The sequence below is a fragment of the Bartonella sp. AP331QHHD genome (genome assembly GCF_042195905.1).
Taxonomy (GTDB): Bacteria; Pseudomonadota; Alphaproteobacteria; order Rhizobiales; family Rhizobiaceae; genus Bartonella.
In genome coordinates, this window is sequence record NZ_JBHIPG010000057.1 from 52,379 (window position 1) to 72,296 (window position 19,918).

Here is a 19,918-nt window from a genome sequence, read left to right on the forward strand (position 1 = left end):
TTCAAATAGGCATTCTTCTTTGAAGAAAACGCTATAAAAATAATATAAGGCAAAAAATGTAAACAAAGAAGATTTCAAAAATAATGTTACCATTTGAAAGGAAATATGCATGAAAGAAAACACAGAACATTGTGCCTCCTCTACACAGGAAGAATTGCAAGAACAACACTCTGCAATTAATGCAGCCATTTCAAAGCAAATCAATGAAGAAGCGCAAAATTTTTTCTACCCCAATAGCAAAGTGCTTAAAAATAAATACCGCATCAAAGATAAAGAAATATTAAAAGAATGCTGTTCTAATGATGTAAAAAAAGAAATGATAAAACTGCACCAAGAACCTCTACCAGAGCAGTTTAATGCCTCTTATCTAAAATACCTTCATCAACGCCTCTTTTCCCATGCATTTGAATGGGCCGGACAAACACGCGAAAAGCCTTTTACATTTGAAGATGGCACTGTTGCTTCTATGCCCATTTTGAAAAGAAAAGAATTTACAAAAACTTTTGCGATTGGCAGAAAAATACAGGAGGGACTAGAAAAGTTAGATAAAACGCTTGCTGAAAAGAATAATTTACAAGGCTTAACGCACGAAGAATTCGTTGAACAAGCAGCTGGTATAATGATAGATTTGCACCACTTGCATCCTTTCAGAGAGGGCAATAGGCGCACAAAGAGACTGTTTGTTGAAAAACTCTCTCAAGCAGCAGGACATGAGCTAGACTTTTCTCTTGTGAGCAAAAAACGTAAAGACTTTGTCCGCGCCGCTGCCATGGAACATGGCAACCCAGAGCCTATGAAGCATCTTCTTGAGGATATCTCAAATCCAGAAAAATTGCTCTTCTTACGAGAATTCACCAACTCTATGAGAGAGCTTGGATTGGATGAAAAAAATTATCATCTCGCTGTCGTTGCAAAAGAAGGAGAAACCTATCATGGTACCTATAGAGGCAGTGGACCCAATGGCTTCATGCTTGATGCCAACGGGATTTTCATCTTGGGAAATAAAAAAGATCTCACCCCAGAGCAAATACAGACATTAAAAATCGGTGATGCCCTCTCCTTTACAGCACCAAAAGTTCAAAACCCAGAAAAAACCCAGCAAAAAACATTGCTTCCAGAAGAAAAAGAAGAAAAAAGAGCCACTCTTAAAAACGATGAAATAACTGAAAAGAGCAAAGACAACGCATCCATTCAAACAAAGAAAAAAGAACAAGCCCATTTTTCACCGTGGATTGCCCCTCATGCTTTACATGACAGCGTTGAAGTTATGCCCCAAAGTTTGCAAGAACAAGAAAAAGAACAAATGGCACAACCAATTGCTCAATCGGCTTCCGCTATGAGGCAAATGCAAAAAGATTTTCAAAAAAATATTTTACAGAGCAGTAATACAGCGACAAATAATCCAATATCTGTCAAAATGACAAAGGAAACACGCTCTGATCATCAAGAAAGAACAAAACAGCCCCCAAAAAAAGCAATGGCATACTGGGATACTGGTACAAGAAAAACGGACACCGTCCCTCTCACCTTACAGGAGAAATTATCATCACCGCCTGAAACCGAAGAAAATAAGACAATACATCGTAATTTCTTTTATCCCAATAGTATCACCTTAAAGAATAAATATGGAATAAAAGACTATGGAAAATTAAAAGTGCAATGTGCCCATGATACAACAAAAGCAATCATTCATCTGCGCCAAGAAGCGCCACCACAAAAACTAACCTCCACATATCTCCAATATATTCATCACACCCTATTTAAAAATACTTTTGAATGGGCCGGACAAACACGCGAAAAACCATTTACATTTGAAGATGGTACCGTTGCTTATATGCCAATGATGAAAAAAGCTGGTATTTCTTTTGCCTCAGCAAAACAGATACAGGAGGGTCTAGACAATTTAGATAAAACACTTGCTGAAACGAATAGTTTAAAAGGCTTAACCCGCGAAACATTTATTGAACATGTCACTGAAATGTTGATACAACTCAACTATACGCATCCTTTCAGAGAAGGTAATGGACGCACACAACGAATGTTTTTTGAAAAACTTGGGCAAGTTGCTGGCCACACACTCGACTTTTCTCTTGTAACAGAAAAACGCATGAATCTTGCCAGCATTGCATCGCTAAAACATAAAGATAAAGAAGAAATGAAACATCTGCTTGAGGATATATCAAATCCAGAAAAAATACTTATTTTAAAAGAATTCATGGACAGTATGAAACATATCGGGCTTGAGAGTATTCATCATCATCTTATTATAACAGCAAAAGAAGGTCATACCTATAAAGGCTTTTACAGAGGCAGTGGACCCAATGGCTTTATGCTTGATGCTAACGGAACTTTCATCTTGGGAAATAAAAAAGATCTCACCCCAGAGCAAATACAGACATTAAAAATCGGTGACGCCCTCTCCTTTACAGCACCAAAAATTCAAAACCAGCAAGAAGTGCTTATCCCCGCACAAACAATAGCCCCCCTTACCAACAATGAAATTGCCACAAGGATAAAAAACAACGTTTCCATTCAAGCAAGAAGAAAAGAAATAGAAACTTTGTGCCAAATCATTTATGGCAATCGTCATATTTTGCGGGAAAGAATTGAGATGATCCATGAAAATCATACTGAAGGAGAACAACTCACCTATCAAATTACCACCTCTCCCCAATCGATTTCTAAGCTTTCTGGTAGCAATGTATTTGGCATAAAAAACAACGCGCGCGCCCATGCTGAAGAAAATATTTTGCCCCTCTGTAGAGCCATTGATCGTTATATCAATATTTCTAAACAAACAGAAAGAGACATTCTCCATACCCATCATGTAAAACAAAGGCGGTGTGAACAGTCGGTAGAAATGCCTAAGGCTTGGATGAAAAATCTCCTTTCCTTGTCAAAAGCACAACAGCAAGAAATGTTATCAAACTCTCCTGAATTAAGGGGGGAGATAAGGACTTATATCAAAAAAATCAATGAGCGCTTATCTTCAAACGAGCATGAAGTTATAAAAGAAAATAATCCTGAAAGACTTGCGAAGAGTCTTGGCACATCAACCATTAAAGCAAAAGAGATTATGGAAATAATCAAGCAGATAAAAGAGATAGAACCGCATATACAACCCATGTATTTTTATAACCATAAATTCGATGAGCGCTTCGCACCAAACCAGCATCAATCTATAAAGAAAAACAATGAAAAAAAATGTTCCAACACCCTTGATAAAGAAGCAATTAAAGTGCAAAAAATGACAGAAAACGTCAATCAGAGTCCCAAAAGACAAGAAAATATTCAACCTCACAAAACGGCGCACGCAAAAGCAATGACAATGAATGTCTAAAAGGTTCATAAACTTTAACTTTTTCGCCCCCTCTGGTAAAAATGATAGCCTTTATCCCCTTGCCTTCATCGGCAAATCAATCGCACCTCAACGAGAATGGAAACCATGAGAGAGCAACTTTATCTTATTTTCTCAGATTTTATCCTCATCAACTGTGAAAAGAAACCTGAACAAGAAAAATGCTGTTGAAAGATCATGTCTTCCTATCCTCTTGTTTATGTAATCTCTAAAATGGGAAGGCAGCCACATTTGGGGAGAACATAAAGCCGTAAAAGTGAAAAGTAATCACCAGTTTTACCATCACCTTTTAGCTTAGCCTTACGACTTTTTAAAACATCTAAAGCGCTGTTTTTTTTAAATAATGAATAAATAATAGAAATTACGTATTGCTCCACGCTTTTATTTTATTTGCATTCTTTTAATAGGGGCACACCCCTCACATAAAACAGTAAGGTATTGGGTTGCACTATTCACGACATCACACCATAAAGAGAAATTATCATTATATATCCCTACATGTCTCTTCAAACTGTTATGATATCACTCCCATATTTCAGTTTGAAAAAGAAATTTTAATTATTTTATGGCAACAATAAAAATTTTAATGCAACAGTAAACAAGGAGCATAAAAAAGTCTTCAAGCACCATTGTTGACAGAAAGATAAACACCGTCGTAAAACGCTTTCAAAAAGTATCCTTGATTAGGATAGAGATCAGATTTTTACGATTTAAAACGCTTTATTTCTCCTGTCATCGCTTCTCTTTTACAACAAAGTTGATATATCTTTATGACATTGATTAAAAAAATTGCAACAGTTGCTTCCGGAACCCTCATGAGCCGTATTTTTGGCTTCGTACGCGAAATGCTTATGGCAGCAGCACTAGGAACTGGTCCTGTTTCTGATGCGTTTAATGCTGCTTTCCGTTTTCCCAACACATTCCGCCGTTTTTTTGCTGAAGGTGCCTTTAATGCTGCTTTCATTCCTCTTTTTGCCAAAAAAATCACTGAAGATGGTCACGAAACGGCATGCAAGTTTGCAGAAGAGGTGTTTGGCGTTCTCTTTTCACTGCTCTTACTGTTAACGATTGCGATGGAACTCAGTATGCCTTTTTTGGTACGAACCATTATTGCTCCAGGTTTTACCGAAGATGCAACAAAATTTAACGCTACAATTCACTTTACTGCAATCATGTTTCCCTATTTAACCTGCATGTCGCTTGCTGCCATGATGGGGGGCATGCTTAATGCTCTGCGACGCTATTTTATTGCCGCCATTGCCCCACTCTTTTTAAACATTATTCTGATTGGTGTGCTTGCCTATGCTTGGATCTATAAACTTGACGCTTGGCATATCGGCTTAAATCTCTCTTGGGGTGTATTGGCAGCAGGGCTTCTTCAACTCACCTTAATTGCCCTTGCTTTGCGTCAAAGTGGAATGAAAATTTCCTTCCGCCAGCCCCATTTAAGTCCTAATGTTCGTAAGCTATTAACTTTAGCATTCCCCGCAGCCATCACAGGTGGCATTACGCAAATTAATTTGCTTATTAATACCAACATTGCTTCTAGTCAATCGGGTGCTGTCTCTTCTTTGATGTATGCTGATCGTCTTTATCAATTGCCTTTAGGCGTAATTGCCATTGCCGTTGCAACCGTTCTTTTACCAGAGTTAACACGCGCTTTGCGGAGCAAAAAGCATAAAGAAACCCACCATTTACAAAATCGCTCTATTGAATTAACATTGTTGTTAACACTTCCAGCATCCATTGCTTTTTTGCTGCTCTCCACTCCCATTGTCAGTTTGCTCTTTGAGCGAGGACAATTTACCAGTCAATCAACACACCATGTTGCACAATTACTAGAACTTTATGGATTAGGACTTCCAGCTTTTGTTCTTATTAAGGTCTTTATTCCTAATTTTTTTGCCCATGAAGATACCAAAACACCGATGATTTTTACAGGTATTTGCGTTTTCATCAATATCAGTCTCGCCTTAACATTATTTCCTATTCTATCTGCACGAGGCATTGTTATTGCTGAAATTACCTCTGGATGGGCCAACACCCTTTTGCTGTGGAGTGTCCTTATCAAACGCGGTTATTGGAAATACGACTTCCAACTGATAAAGCGAATATTATGTCTCATGATGGCAACTCTTTTGAGTGCACTAGCCCTCTATTACGGATTGAATGTGTTTGGTTTTTTGTCTTTTCCTTTATCCTCACAAGCATCATTTTTCTTGCGCGCGATCACCTTAGCTGGGATCATGATTGGCATATTTTTGATCTATTTTAGTGCCTATTTTTTATTCAACACCCGTTCCTTTTTTCACACGCTTAAAAATTTGAAAAAACGCTCATAATATCTATACTTTGTCAAAAACAATAAAATGAATAACCTTAATTGAAGAAAGAGCACTCCTATGGATACCTTCACACCACTTGTCTTTTCCGGCGTACAACCGAGTGGTCATTTACATCTTGGCAATTATCTTGGAGCCATTCAGCGTTGGGTTGAACTGCAAAACTCTCATCACTGCCTCTATTGTGTTGTGGATATGCATGCGCTCACAGTCAACCCAGATCCCTTTACTTTACGCGAATCCACCAGAACAGTGACAGCAGCTTTTTTAGCCGCCGGTATTGATCCTCAAAAACACATTATTTTTAACCAATCACGTGTTTTTCAACATGCTGAACTCGCCTGGATTTTTAATTGTGTTGCCCGTATCGGCTGGCTTCAACGCATGACACAATTTAAAGATAAAGCGGGAAAAGATCGCGAAAAAGCATCCATCGGGCTTTTTGCCTATCCCACTTTGATGGCTGCTGATATTTTAGTCTATCGTGCAACGCATGTTCCAGTAGGCGAAGATCAAAAACAGCATGTTGAACTCACACGCGATATTGCACAAAAATTTAACAACGACTATGCACAGCGTATTGCCGAATTAAATTTTGGCATCTCTATGCAAACAGATGAAGAAAAAAGACAAGGCTTTTTTCCTCTTCCAGAAGCACTGATTGGAACAACAGCCACACGCGTTATGTCTTTGCGCGATGGGACGAAAAAAATGTCAAAATCAGATCCTTCAGATTTTTCACGCATTAATTTGACCGATGACGCTGATCTTATCGCAAAAAAAATACGCAAAGCCAAAACGGATTCGGCTCCACTTCCCGATACCCTTGCCGCTTTAAAAGAACGACCAGAAGTAGATAACCTGCTTGGTATTTATGCCGCCTTTGCCAAAGTTAGCAAAGAAAAGATTCTTTTAGAATTTTCTGGTCAACAATTTTCGCATTTTAAAACAGCTCTAGCCGACCTTGTTGTCCATAAGCTTGCCCCTATAACAGAAGAATTACGTCGCCTTCATCAAGAAAATGATTATATCGACTCTGTTTTGCATGATGGCGCTAAACGTGCTAGTATGCTCGCAGAAGAAAATATGAAAAAAATTCGTGAAATTATTGGATTTTTGCACGATACATAAAAATAATAAAACTAAAAACTGTAGAGAGAAAAAAAATCGTTTGTACAAAATAGAGAAAGTGCATGATTTCCAAACCCCAAAATCCGAAAAAAGAACCAAAGAAAAAAAACTTAGTTATTATCGATGAAACACCAGAGTGTCGGCGTGCCGTTGCGTTTGCCGCACAGCATGCCCAAAATACCAGTAGAACATTGGTATTACTTTGTGTCGTTGATAGTGTAGAATTTCAACATTTTCTGGGTGTAAACAACGTTATGCGTACAGAATCAAAGCAAAGTGCTCATAAAATATTAGGAGACATTGCCAGTGAAGTCCGCACCACCCATGCGCTTGAAACAGAAATAGTAGTGCGTGAAGGAAAAAAAATTGATGAGATTTCTAAACTGATCGACGAAGATAAAAGGATTGCACTGATTGTTTTAGCAGCCAGTGGACATACAGAAGGACCAGGACCCCTTGTTCAATTAATCGGGAATAAAGGAACAGCTTTTTCAATCCCTGTCATTGTTATTCCTAGCAATCTTGCCGATGAAGATATTAGATCTATTGCCTAAAAAATATAATATTCTACAATGTAAGATCTTCCCAAGCCTTCGTTATAAAAGGAGAATCTATGTTTATACAAACTGAAACCACCCCAAATCCTGCAACTCTTAAATTCTTGCCAGGACGCGTGGTTCTTTCTGAGGGCGTATTAGAATTTCGTGACCCTGAAGAAGCAGCTAAAAACTCACCTTTGGCGGCTAAACTGTTTAATATTCCCAATATCAATGGTGTCTTTTTAGGCTATGATTTTATCACCGTAAGCAAAAAAGAAGGGGAATGGCAACATCTCAAGCCCGTCATTTTAGGCACAATCATGGAACATTTTCTATCCAATGAGCCAGTGATCACTACCAACGCTACAACACAAGCACAAACCCATGCCCTTAACGAAGAATTTTATGACGAAAAAGATGTTGATATTGTCTTAACCATTAAAGAGCTGCTTGAAACGCGTATCCGCCCAGCGGTTGCCAATGATGGTGGAGATATTACTTTTCGTGGATTTGAAAATGGTATTGTTTATCTCAATATGCGCGGCTCCTGCGCTGGATGTCCCTCTTCAACGGCAACCCTCAAACATGGTATTGAAAATCTTTTACGCCATTTTATCCCTGAAGTTTTAGGCGTTGAAGCCATGCCACAATAAATATTGACCTCAATAGGTAAAATAACCACACCGATTGCCCCTCTTCAACAGTGCTCAAACATGGAATGTAAAGATCTTACGTCATTTTATTCCTGAAATTCTCGAAGTAAGCCATGCAGCCATAAAAATAGAGTACTGTTAAAAAAATCTGTCCAATAATGATACCTTCACTCACCTTTCACCTCCACATATGCCTTAAAAAGCTTTCTGCCCTTTTAAGAGCATAAGTTGTTTCAATAAACCAATTTATACGTACACAGAAGTACAATGCATGGATGTGCACTTTAAATTTATTTTGTTTTATAATCTTGTCATGCAATTTTAACGAGGAAAACACGACCTCGTTACAAAAAAGAAAACATTGCAAGATAGAGTGCCCATTTGCTTCATCTTTCTCAGTGCTTCCAACGACAAATCACGCAAAATACTTCTTGTAGCAAGCCGGCACCATCATCATATCTGCCAGCCCCTAATGATGCGACAGCTCTTTCATTAAGACGATTCATAAGAGTCATTTTTACTCCTTTCTTTCCTCATTTTTACCCACACGCCAGCCCCGCTTGTGGTGTGCAAGCAAGTGATTTTCATTGATTCAACATGGAACAGATTTGAAATGAGAGAATCCCACGTTATTCGGGGTTCTAATTCAATATGAATAACGCTAATTTATTATTATAAATCAATATGTTGTTTCAGCCACTCGACAAAGATCACATTTTGCAACTTGAATGAGAATTCTGACATTTTTCTTATTTCAATTCTGTTTTTATTGCATCAATCAAAATCGTCCGCTTACACAGCACAAACTGGATAATAACAAAAACTATTTTTAATAGCTCTTATGTACACTTTTATAAGAGACTGTTGCAGCACTAAGAGCTGAAAAATGAATGACAGTACGACCTTATCAAGGTCATAGCGTCCTTTTTCCATTCTTAAAATCAAGAATTTCCTCTATCATTTTCAATCTCATTTCCATAAATATGACGCAAAAGGTGTAACTACCCATAAAAAATAAATACATTGAAGCCAGATCTATTATGGTTGTTTGAGAAATTATCTGATAAAAAAATGAGAATATTTTTTCAATTCAGCAGAAATAAGTTTGTCTACTTTACGGCGTTGTTTTTCTCATAAAGCGCACACTTTTATTGTTGCTTATGAGTCAACATCCAGTCCCCTCATAACCCCATATTAAAAGAAAAGAAAGAGTCGCTATTTCTCTGCGATACATGGCTTTGCAATAAAGGAAAACATATTGCTCCTATCTGATTGGTGTAATCTATGAAACAAGAAAAGAAGCCCATTGGAGAAAAATATGCCCAATTAGAGAAGAATGTAAAAATAGAAAACCAACGAAATGCAAAAACAATTGCAAGAAGATAAATGCCTAAACTTTTTTCACAAACTCCGACTTTAAACTCATCTGACCGATCCCAGGAATTTTGCAATCGATATTATGATCCCCATCCACCAAGCGAATATTCTTTACCTTCGTCCCCCCTTTTAAAACAGATGAAGCGCCTTTTACTTTCAGATCTTTTATCACCATAACGGTATCTCCGTTTGTTAAAATCTGACCATTGGCATCATAAACAGTATTGGCAAGAACCGTATCATCGTTTTTTTGTGGCCATTCATGCGCGCATTCAGGACACACAAAATTTTCACCATCTTCATAAGTATAAAGACAATCACAACGAGGACATTTGGGATATTGGGTCATAAATTTCCCTTTTTTAGAAAAAACATTCATTATGACTGGTCATAAAGCAAGAAGTGCTTATTGTCCATTATTTTAGAAAAATGTTTCCCTTTGTTTCAATCCTCATCTGCCAACTGTATTCATGAATGCTATCATCACATACTATACACAAGTTTATAAAAATGATTGATCATTATACAACTCAAATAAGCCCCCCGCATATCATAAAATTTACTCACTGCATTCTCTCTAATAAATTAATCAAAATCATTTTCTTATACATCACCAATGCAATTAACGAATGGATAACAAAACAATTAGAAAAGGAACATCTCTGAATAAAACGTTCTCAGAGAGCTAAAAACTATTGCAGCATTGAGAAACAAGAAAATGATGTCCCCAACTTAACCTTTTATTTAAGTAAAGATAACAGTCATAATGTTAGAGAACAGACTGATTTATGATCATAGTTAATGGTTTTGTATATTGAATGAGAGCCGATAAATAAGCTGAGATTCTCTCAACCCCTTTTACATTGAAACAACCAAAGCCTTTTGTTTGCATGTTACAAGTAGGAAAATCCGTGTAAAACGATTATCCAAAATACTAAATACTCTCAAATATAAGAGCCAACATTGAAAGCGGGCAAAGTGAATAATGGTGCCGTCTTACTCTCTCATAAGCGTAAAAATGGTGCTGCTCAATGGATGGATGGCCGGTTATCCCTTTCAAAGCAACACGCATAAGATGCGTTTTTAGTGTCTTGAGAGAGAAGATTCTTTAAAACAAACATATGAAATGTGCAACAATGATCGTATTTTGTTTTGTATGAGAAACATTCCCCTATTAAACAAAAATTGCTATCAAGCCATTGAGCAAACCCATTGGACATAAATGATCCGATTATGCTCGATTATAATTTCCTACAGCATTTAGTTTTAAGAATCCCGCAGTTTTAGGAATCCGATTGATATGGAAAGGTGGAAAAAACAAGTCTCGCCTAAAAATAGAGTTAAGCTCTCCCTTATGCACATAAAATCACACCCCTAAAATCACATCCATGTGATCAATCATCATACCTTTACAAAAAAACATTCCAATGATCTTAGGTGATAATATCAGGACGATCTCGCCCCAATGCTTGTTGTATGTTTAACAGTTTTAGTGCTACCTGTTGCAAAGGTTGGAGAACTTCTTGCGGATTAAAATTGTGTTTGCGCGGATCTCTTTCATACTGTTCAAAATAAAGTCGTAAAGTAGCACCTAGCGTCCCTGTTCCCGACAAACGAACCACCAACCTTGCTCCATTCTCGAAAAAAATACGTATACCTTGCCGCGTGCTAACGCTCTGATCAACGGGATCATGATATGTAAAATCATCTGCTTTTTTGACGAAAAATCCAGAAATTTCAGTTCCTGCATGTGGTAAGTGCGCACGCAAATGCTCTAGTAATGCCAAAGCTTTATCTGCTTCGACTTCTTCATAATCATGCCGTAACGTGTAAAAACGCCCATAGGTGGACCAATGCTGTTGAACAATCTGTGCGACAGTTTTTTCTGTTACCGCTACAAGATTTAACCAAAATAGGACAGCCCATAAACCATCTTTTTCGCGGATGTGATGAGAGCCCGTTCCAAAGCTTTCTTCACCACAAAAGGTTACTTTTCCCGCATCCAAAAGGGTTCCAAAAAACTTCCATCCCGTTGGCGTTTCAAAAAAATTTAATCCGTGTTTTTCCGCAACTAGATCAGCAGCACGCCCCGTCGGCATAGAGCGCGCTATCCCCACAACACCTTTTCGATATCCTTTAATAAGGTGTGCATGTTCAGCCATAATAGCCAAAGAATCCGAAGGCGAGACAAATTGTTGACGACCAATAATGAGGTTACGGTCTCCATCACCATCAGAGGCGGCGCCAAGATCTGGTCCTTGCTCTGACATCAATAAATCATAAAGATCCTTGGCATAAACCAAATTGGGATCTGGATGACCGCCTCCAAAATCTGGCAAAGGAATACCATTAACCACCGTCCCTTCAGAAAATCCTAAGCATTTTTCAAAAATTTCATGGGCATAAGGCCCTGTTACCGCATGCATGGCATCAAACCGTAAAGTAAGACCTCGAGCAACAGCCTTGGCAATACAGTCAAAATCAAAAAGCTCCTGCATCAAAGCAACATAATCAGCGACAGGATCAATAATATCAATCCGCATGGCTCCCATAAAGATCGTACCTTGCCTATCTAAATCAATATCTGGTGCTTCAAGAATTTTATAAAAAGAAAGACGTTGCGATGTTGCAAAAATAGCATCACATAAAGAATTAGGAGCGGGTCCCCCATTGGAAATATTATATTTAATACCACAATCTCCTTCTGGACCACCAGGATTATGGCTTGCAGAAAGAATGAGTCCACCATGGGCATGAGTTTTACGAATAAGATGCGAAACAGCAGGTGTAGAAAGAATACCGCCCCTTCCCATTTTAACACAAGAGACACCATGCGCCGCTGCCATCTTCAACACAATCTGAAGGATAGTACGATTAAAAGTGCGCCCATCCCCCCCAAGAATCAACATTTTTCCTTCAAGAGGCCCAATGTTATCAAAAAGAGACTGTATAAAGTTTTCTACATAATGGGGTTGTTGAAAAACAGACACTTTTTTGCGCAAACCAGACGTTCCCGGTTTTTGCCCCTCAAAAGCCGTGGTTAAAACTGTCTTTATGGTCATATCAATACCTTTATATGATTTCCTATAATTTTAAGGTGAAGAGTATCCAAAGTCGACCATTAATTCTACTTGACGGAAGTGTGAAATATTTGCACACTCGTTAGAAGTAAGAATTTTTAAAGAAGCCCTTTTATTTAAAACGCTTTTTACCATATGTTTTTAAATACAAAGGCTGTTTTAAAACAAAATTTTCGTAAAAGAATACAGGAGCATCATGATGATGAAAAAAACAGTTCCCAATGTAACATTCCACACACGCGTACGCGATGAATCAGTGGCTGGAGACAATCCTTATCGGTGGCAAGAAGTTAACAGCGATGCTTACTTTAAAGGAAAGCGTGTTATTCTTTTTTCTCTTCCTGGAGCTTTTACCCCTACTTGCTCAACCTTTCAGCTGCCTGATTTTGAAAAGCTCTATGATGAATTTAAACAAGCGGGTATTGATGAAATTTATTGTCTTTCCGTCAATGATGCTTTTGTCATGAATGCTTGGGGAAAAGCACAAAATATCAAAAACGTGAAGTTAATTCCCGATGGCTCTGGTGAATTCACACGCAAAATGGGTATGCTGGTTGCAAAAGACAATGTTGGGTTCGGCATGCGATCATGGCGCTATGCAGCTGTTATTAATGATGGTGTGGTTGAACAATGGTTCGAAGAAGCAGGTTTTTCAGATAATTGTGCAACAGATCCTTATGAAGTTTCTTCACCACAACATGTTTTAAAAGCATTGAAAAGCTAATTCCCCCAATCGTCTATTTAAACAAAATTTTACGACACAAATTTTCTGAGGAGGAAGATTTGTGTCGTTGACTTTTTACAACATCTATTCGTGAAAACAGACCCGATAAGTTGATTGTACGCCTTCTGTGAAAAAAGATTACAGCAATAATTTTTTCAATAAATATTTTATGTTTTAACTGCTTTGAAAAAGTTTGAAAAATTGCTGATGAAAAATCTGGACCCGTTGTGGGGCTAAAAAATCAAAGAGTTAAAAGCTGTTGCACGCTATCAAAAAATGGAGATGCAATTGCCAAATGCGCAAATTCATGCAAAACTCTCTCAGAAACATCAAGGACTAACGTATTGATGAAATATGCAAGATCAATGCTAAATTTCTCATACTGAGAAAAACTTTGTATTAAACAATACTTTGATTTATAAAGATAATTTATAATTTTGCATATTGAATGAGAGGAGCCGAATATCATAAGATTGTTTTATTTTATCCCTTCTTATATTGAATCCCTTAAAACTATTTTCTTGCTCATTAGCAAGCGGGATTGGCATATGAATAAACGATTAAAAAGAGTAAAAATACCTCTCGTAAACGCGCCAAAATACAAGAGCTATGAACATCATTACTGCAAAGTTCACAAAAGTACCAAGAAAGAAAATACAGATCAAACATTTGTTTGAAGAGGTGCACAGTTCAAATTAACTTATGTCTCATAAAAAGAAGAAAATATGGCATAAAAACCGCTCTGCATAAAGAACCATTCATGGAGAATATTAAATCAAAACAGATCCCGCAAACATTCCAATTCACATACCCTAAACAGACTCATTGCTGTTCTCATAGCCATTTATTCTAAGCCTTTATTTTTCTCTAAGAGAAAAACGATTAAAGGAGTTGTTTATTCGGGTATTCTACCGTAAAGTGTGCTTCTATCTCTTCCTCTTCATCGAACTCAAAATCTTCATCACATTCAGGAAGACCAAAAATATCTGGATTGATGAAATAACAATCTTTTTTTGTCCCCTTCGCTACAATTTTATTCTTTTCTAATTCTTTGATACCTTCTTTAAAACTTTCAAAATTAAGATATTCTGGTTCTTGAATTGAAAGATCGCAAGTCAAAAATTCTTCAAGAATATCATGATCCAATGTTATCTGATCAAACCATAAATCCACATCATCCCCCTCATCTAACATTTTCCCTACCTGCCACAACATCACAAAAAATGCTTTCATACCACTAAATGATAACCCAAAAATCATACGCCGACACGACGAGGCGCCTGAAAAGGTAATTTGCGGAAGATCTTCAAATCCGAAATTTGAAGGAGGAAGTTTAAATGATTTTCCAATATTCTCAGGTCTTTCAAGAATAAAGGGATTTCGTTCATAGAGCAGAGTAAAATCATATTGGACCATTTTCATTTCTCCGTTAAAGAATTGACTTTATGAAAAATGCATATTATCAGTAAGTTACCATTATGGCAGCTTACAATTCATCCAAACATGCTCCTGTAAAAAATTGTTCGATTTAAGTCATTCCATTGTTTTTTGAAGCTTAAAAAGTCTTTTAGGATAAAACGCTCTAGTTCTTCCTCCTTTTGCAATAAGGCTAAATTTTGTAATGTCTAAGAAGAGAACATCAAAGGATTTGATACTCATAGATGAGAATTCAAAGATGAAGCCAATATGAACTTGTCAATATTTTTATAAACTTTTGGGAAAGCGTTGCGTGAAACCTTTTAATTTTCTCAGAGTTTTTGTTCGTTACAATTTTTTTGCTCATTTTAACGCATTATCATCGCATCCTCAGAAGGGCACGTTTTATAGCAAATAGTGCTTATTTATCTCTTAAAAATCTCTCTTTTATGCCGCACGCACTTCAAAACCCCGCTTTTGAACGCGTGCACCAACACGTATAAACGAGCAAAGCACAAATTTTAAAAATTGAATTTCAAATTTCCAAAATATTTCGAACAATCACTTCGATAAAGACTTTTACCATTATCATTTTTGGGCGGCTAAAATATCCTGTACTGTTTTGACCAATTGATCTTCATCAACCGTCACTTGTGCTGGTCGACTTTCACGCCATGTTTGATTATCCTTAATTTCATGAGACAAACGCGCCCCTTCAATCAAATCTTTAATCTGTATTTTTCCGCTCTCACGTTCTTGTGAGCCTTGGATAACCACACAAGGCGCTTGGCGTCGATCTGCATATTTCATCTGCGCTTTTATCCCCGATGCCCCCAAATAGAGCTCAGCACGAATTCCCGCACCACGCAACTGCATCACCATTTTTTGATAACCAGCAACCGCCTCTGGCTCTTTATCCATCATCAGCACCACAACCGGCCCTGTTGTCTCCTTCATAGGCAACTTTTCAAGATTTTGCAAAGCAGCGATCAAGCGTGAGACCCCGATTGAAAAACCTGTTGCCGGAATATTTTCACCACGAAAGCGTGCCACCAATCCATCATAGCGCCCACCACCACCAACGGAGCCAAAAACAACTTTCTGCCCATCATCATTGAAAACATCAAACAGCAACGTAGCCTCAAAGACAGGACCTGTATAATAATCCAGTCCACGCACCACCGATGGATCAATCTTGATACGATTCTGAAAGCCATTTGCGGCAAAAATTGCTTGCATTTCCTCAAGCTCACGAATTCCCTCACGCCCTTGAACATGATCACCAACCACTTCTTTAAGAGCCTCAAGCGTTTCTTCTGCTGTTTCAGCTCCAACAGCAGTTAAGGTAAGAATACACTCAATCTCTTTTTCCTTAAGCTCCGCCCCTTTTGTAAAGTCACCACTTTCATCCAAACGCCCTTTTCCCAAAAGCAAACGCACCCCTTCAGAACCAAATTTATCCAGTTTATCAATTGCTCTTAAGACAGTTAAGCGCTTTTCAGCCTGCTCATTTCCCCCCAAACCAATTTTCTCTAAAACACAATCGAGAATTTTTCGGTTATTCAGACGAATGGCATATTCATGATGCTGAAACCCTAATTTTTCCAAACTATCGGCTGCCATCATGCAAATTTCGGCATCAGCCGCTACCGTTGGTGTTCCAACAATATCCGCATCAAACTGCATAAATTGCCGAAACCGCCCTGGACCTGGTTTTTCATTGCGAAAAACAAAGCCAAGACGATAACTGCGATAAGGCTTTGGCAAAACTTCAAAATTCTCGGCAAAATAACGAGCAAGAGGCGCGGTAAGATCATAGCGCAAAGACATCCATTGCTCATCATCATCTTGTAGCGAAAAAACGCCCGCATTTGGACGATCTGAATCCGGTAAAAACTTACCCAGCACATCTGTATATTCAAAAATTGGTGTTTCCAGTGCTTCAAAACCATAAAGTTCATAAACTTCACGAATTTGCGCAATCATTGTTTCAGTTGCATACAACTGTGCACTTGTACGATCAACAAACCCACGGGGTAAACGGGCTTTGGTTTTTTCTTGTTTTGATAACATATTTTTCTCTAACAACAATATATATTCACCGATAACGTGTGTCTATCTTATAGAAACAAACGCTGCAATAACTTTATCAACTGAAAACTGGTAACAATATGCATAAGCTTTTGCTTTTAAAAGATGCAAACCTTTACCCTTAAGGCAATCTACTGAAAATATTTGTACTTTCAATAGGAACATAGCCTCCCGCTCAACATGAAATGCCCGCTTAACATTCAATGAAAAGACATCTGTGCTTGTTGAAAGAAACCTCAAAGCGACAGTTGATTCTTGATAAATCGGAAGCATCCCCCTCAAAACCCCTCCCTTTCAGAATTCTTCAGATTTATTACAGATGCAAAAATCCTCAAGACATCAGTGTGCTTTGCGCTTGTTCTGCAAAATGATTGATAACATTTTTTAAATCAACAATATTTCGTCCAGCATCTGTAATAGAGCGTGATACAGAGGGAATAACATTCTGCCAAAGTCTTTGTGGAAATTGATTTGCTAGTTGTGTCATTGTTCCACCTTGAGCGCCAATACCCGGAACGAGAAACAGACTATTTTTTAACTGCTCGATTGTGTCTTTTGATTCAGATCCTAATGTCGCTCCTATAACCGCACCTATGGGGCCAATATTATGATGAATAACCGAAGAATGACTATTATAATCACAAATACACTGTGCAAGATGAAGAGAGAGTGTCTGATCACCAATAAGCGCATTTCGTATTTGTTTCCCCTCTGGATTAGAAGACTGAACAACCACAAAAACCCCTGCTCCTGTTTCTTCTGCAACCTTTATCAGAGGAATAAGAGCATCAAAACCCAAAAAAGGATTAACTGTCATGGCATCCACCTTGAACGCACTACTTGGACCAAGCCAAGCCTTACCATAGGCTTCAGCAGTAGAGCCAATATCCCCCCTTTTTGCATCCGCCAGAACCAATATGCCTTGTTCGTGTGCATTTTCAATCAGTTCTTTGAGAGCTTGAAGACCTTCCACACCATATAATTCAAAAAATGCGACTTGCGGCTTTATAATACCTACTTTACCAACAACTGCTGTTAAGAGAATATCACAAAAATCTTTTAGACCTTTATAATCAAAGCTTAGTTTCCACGATTGCAAAACTTTATGGCTCGGATCAAATCCAATACAAAGAGGTCCATAGATTTCACGATTTTTAAAAAAAGTTGAACGAAACATTTTATATCCTAACAAGGTCTCTCTTTAAACTTTTTGATACAATCAAAAAGAAAAGCATTTGTCAAAAGAATACAATAGCGCAAACACAAAGAAAGAGCTCTCTATACAAAATGTGCTTTTATTTATGAAACATAAATATATTCCCATTCGTAACGCTTATCATATGTTTATCAACCAAAACATTGTCATGAGATAAAAATTCAAATTCTATGAAAGAATATAAACAAAACAGCATCTATATTATAATGACCTCATAAAGCCCTATAGACATGCCTTGTCGTTTTCACCCCCCTTTTTTATGATCAACAAAAACTCTCTATGAACGCGCTTTAAACAAAGTTTCAAAAGAAAATGCCCCACCATGATGATCTCGATCTTAGCTTTAGATCTTTCCTATTCCTTTTTAGCGGCTCTATATCCCTTTTGGAACATAATTAGCAAAAAGGCATTGTATCTCCAGCATATTCAAGGAGATAAAACATGGAAACTCGCATTCCTGAAAACACACCATTTGAGACGAATTTTCTAGGAGAAACGTCTCTAGAAGAAAAGTATTCACTCTTTCACACACCCATTTCATGGTCCGCAATCTTTGCGGGACTGGTGACGGCTCTTGCCACCTCAATCTGCCTCTCTTTTCTGGTTGCAGCTTTAGGCTTAAGCCAAATGGATTTCACTTCTTCAACCCCATTTGAAGGCTCTTTCCTCTCCTTTGGCGTGGGTTCTGTTATCGTTACACTGATTAGCCTAGCCTTGGGAGGCTTTGTCGCTGGACGTTTTGCTGAAACCTCAGGGATTCTTCATGGCTTTCTCACTTGGGCTCTCATAACATTGCTGATGACCCTCCAAGCCATCCACGTGGTTTCTAGTACAGCAAAGATAGGAGCTAAAACGGCTCTAGAAAACAGCTCCATGGTCCAACAAACCGTAGATAGCCTAAAAAACAATATTTCCCCTATACTTGCAAACTTAAACAGCGAAAGTCTTGAACAGTTTTTTGCAAAAAATAGTGACAATGATATCAATTTTGACCAACTTAGGAGTGAATTGCGCACCCTTCTCAATAAAAGCGACATTCCTGCTCTCAACCCTGATCGCTTGAAACAAACCTATCAAGCTGCACTCAATGATATTGGTTCTGCGATAACAGCTTTCAAAAATGATCCTTCTTACTATCGCACCACTTTAAAAAATCTTGGTGAGCGCCTGTCTGATCGTGTAGAAGATCTCACGACAAAATTTGATCGAAGTGATATCATCAACGCGCTCATAAAAGATGGCATGTCCCGTTCGGATGCACAAACAGCAGCCAACCATGCTGTTCAACTCTATCAAAGCGCAGAAGAAAAGACCGAAAAAGCCATCAAAGTCCTTGAAGAACGGGCAGAAACACTCTCAGACAATCTTGAGGATACAATCAAGGGAGCAAAAAACACTGCAACTAAAGCCACAAAAACAGCCTCCAATATGGGGTGGTGGGGCTTTTTAGGAAGTCTGGTAGGCGCCATTATTTCCAGTGTTTTTGGCTATTATGGTTATAGAAGCCGTAAGGACACTTTCATGCTTTAAAACNTAGGCGCCATTATTTCCAGTGTTTTTGGCTATTATGGTTATAGAAGCCGTAAGGACACTTTCATGCTTTAAAACATCTACCTGTCTACCTTTAAAGCAAATACATAAAAAGCTGCACGCATAGTGCAGCTTTTTTTGTAAATTCTTCTTAATCACTCTAAAATTCAGCCCTCTTATTTAAAATGCTCTTTGCAATCAACATAACATTTGACAAAAATAAAATCCATATTAAGAGGAAATAAGTGGTAGTTTTTTTATTTTGGTCATCATTGTTTTTCTATCAACTATAAGGGGGGAAATATATGAATATTTCACTTAATAAAGTAAAAAATGTTATTGAATTGGCTGCTGATGAAGTTGTGCCAACTATAATGCTTGATAAGTATGCACAGCGTAACGATACTCAAATTTGTCAAAATGAGCTTGATGTGAATGGTTCGTTAGAAGTTTAATAATGT

At 37.9% G+C, this 19,918-nt stretch carries 13 protein-coding genes and 1 pseudogene; 8 read left to right on the top strand and 6 right to left on the bottom strand.

Translation table 11 applies throughout. The features are described from left to right. The first annotated feature begins 109 nt into the window (after positions 1-109). The 5 genes from ACFIMS_RS07610 to ACFIMS_RS07630 all read left to right on the top strand — a co-directional run bounded on the left by ACFIMS_RS07610 (position 110) and on the right by ACFIMS_RS07630 (position 8,023). The gene (locus ACFIMS_RS07610) at positions 110-3,340 is read left to right on the top strand and encodes a BID domain-containing T4SS effector (protein ID WP_375696568.1); all 3,231 of its coding nucleotides are present in this window, start codon (positions 110-112) and stop codon (positions 3,338-3,340) included. Between the two features lie 788 nt (positions 3,341-4,128). Continuing rightward, positions 4,129-5,700 (top strand): murein biosynthesis integral membrane protein MurJ, encoded by a 1,572-nt coding sequence (gene murJ, locus ACFIMS_RS07615; protein WP_375696569.1) that lies wholly within the window; start codon positions 4,129-4,131, stop codon positions 5,698-5,700. A gap of 60 nt (positions 5,701-5,760) precedes the next feature. Further along, positions 5,761-6,831: a tryptophan--tRNA ligase gene (gene trpS, locus ACFIMS_RS07620; protein ID WP_375613581.1), complete on the top strand. Its 1,071-nt coding sequence runs from the start codon at positions 5,761-5,763 to the stop codon at positions 6,829-6,831. Positions 6,832-6,893: 62 nt separating this feature from the next. After that, positions 6,894-7,385, top strand: a complete 492-nt coding sequence (locus tag ACFIMS_RS07625; RefSeq protein WP_375612177.1) for a universal stress protein — start codon at positions 6,894-6,896, stop codon at positions 7,383-7,385. A gap of 59 nt (positions 7,386-7,444) precedes the next feature. Further along, positions 7,445-8,023 (top strand): NifU family protein, encoded by a 579-nt coding sequence (locus ACFIMS_RS07630; RefSeq protein ID WP_375668492.1) that lies wholly within the window; start codon positions 7,445-7,447, stop codon positions 8,021-8,023. Positions 8,024-8,457: 434 nt separating this feature from the next. Here ACFIMS_RS07630 and ACFIMS_RS07635 read toward each other — a convergent pair. From ACFIMS_RS07635 to ACFIMS_RS07645, 3 genes and pseudogenes are all read right to left on the bottom strand, one after another. Further along, positions 8,458-8,538: pseudogene (locus ACFIMS_RS07635) on the bottom strand (DUF4102 domain-containing protein); the annotation flags it as partial. 875 nt (positions 8,539-9,413) lie between these two features. Continuing rightward, the gene (locus tag ACFIMS_RS07640) at positions 9,414-9,749 is read right to left on the bottom strand and encodes a zinc ribbon domain-containing protein YjdM (protein WP_273790940.1); all 336 of its coding nucleotides are present in this window, start codon (positions 9,747-9,749) and stop codon (positions 9,414-9,416) included. Positions 9,750-10,833: 1,084 nt separating this feature from the next. Further along, positions 10,834-12,462 (bottom strand): alpha-D-glucose phosphate-specific phosphoglucomutase, encoded by a 1,629-nt coding sequence (locus tag ACFIMS_RS07645; RefSeq protein WP_375681357.1) that lies wholly within the window; start codon positions 12,460-12,462, stop codon positions 10,834-10,836. 217 nt (positions 12,463-12,679) lie between these two features. On the opposite strand from ACFIMS_RS07645, the gene ACFIMS_RS07650 reads away from it, so the two are divergent. Continuing rightward, positions 12,680-13,204, top strand: coding sequence for a peroxiredoxin (locus tag ACFIMS_RS07650; protein ID WP_375613588.1), 525 nt, complete (start codon positions 12,680-12,682; stop codon positions 13,202-13,204). An 882-nt stretch (positions 13,205-14,086) separates the two neighbouring features. Here ACFIMS_RS07650 and ACFIMS_RS07655 read toward each other — a convergent pair. From ACFIMS_RS07655 to pyrF, 3 genes are all read right to left on the bottom strand, one after another. Further along, a complete protein-coding gene (locus ACFIMS_RS07655) occupies positions 14,087-14,620 on the bottom strand; it encodes a replication protein (protein ID WP_375613583.1) in 534 nt (177 codons plus the stop codon). A gap of 588 nt (positions 14,621-15,208) precedes the next feature. Next, complete coding sequence (gene hisS / locus ACFIMS_RS07660) at positions 15,209-16,693, bottom strand: histidine--tRNA ligase (RefSeq protein ID WP_375638515.1); 1,485 nt, start codon at positions 16,691-16,693, stop codon at positions 15,209-15,211. A gap of 349 nt (positions 16,694-17,042) precedes the next feature. Further along, complete coding sequence (pyrF, locus tag ACFIMS_RS07665; RefSeq protein WP_375675815.1) at positions 17,043-17,888, bottom strand: orotidine-5'-phosphate decarboxylase; 846 nt, start codon at positions 17,886-17,888, stop codon at positions 17,043-17,045. A 480-nt stretch (positions 17,889-18,368) separates the two neighbouring features. Here pyrF and ACFIMS_RS07670 point away from each other — a divergent pair, with 480 nt between their 5' ends. Both ACFIMS_RS07670 and ACFIMS_RS07675 read left to right on the top strand, forming a co-directional pair. After that, positions 18,369-19,457 carry a DUF3792 domain-containing protein gene (locus ACFIMS_RS07670; RefSeq protein WP_375696570.1) on the top strand — a complete coding sequence of 363 codons (1,089 nt, stop codon included), beginning with the start codon at positions 18,369-18,371 and terminating at the stop codon, positions 19,455-19,457. Between the two features lie 305 nt (positions 19,458-19,762). After that, a complete protein-coding gene (locus ACFIMS_RS07675; protein ID WP_375612575.1) occupies positions 19,763-19,912 on the top strand; it encodes a hypothetical protein in 150 nt (49 codons plus the stop codon). Positions 19,913-19,918 lie beyond the last annotated feature (6 nt).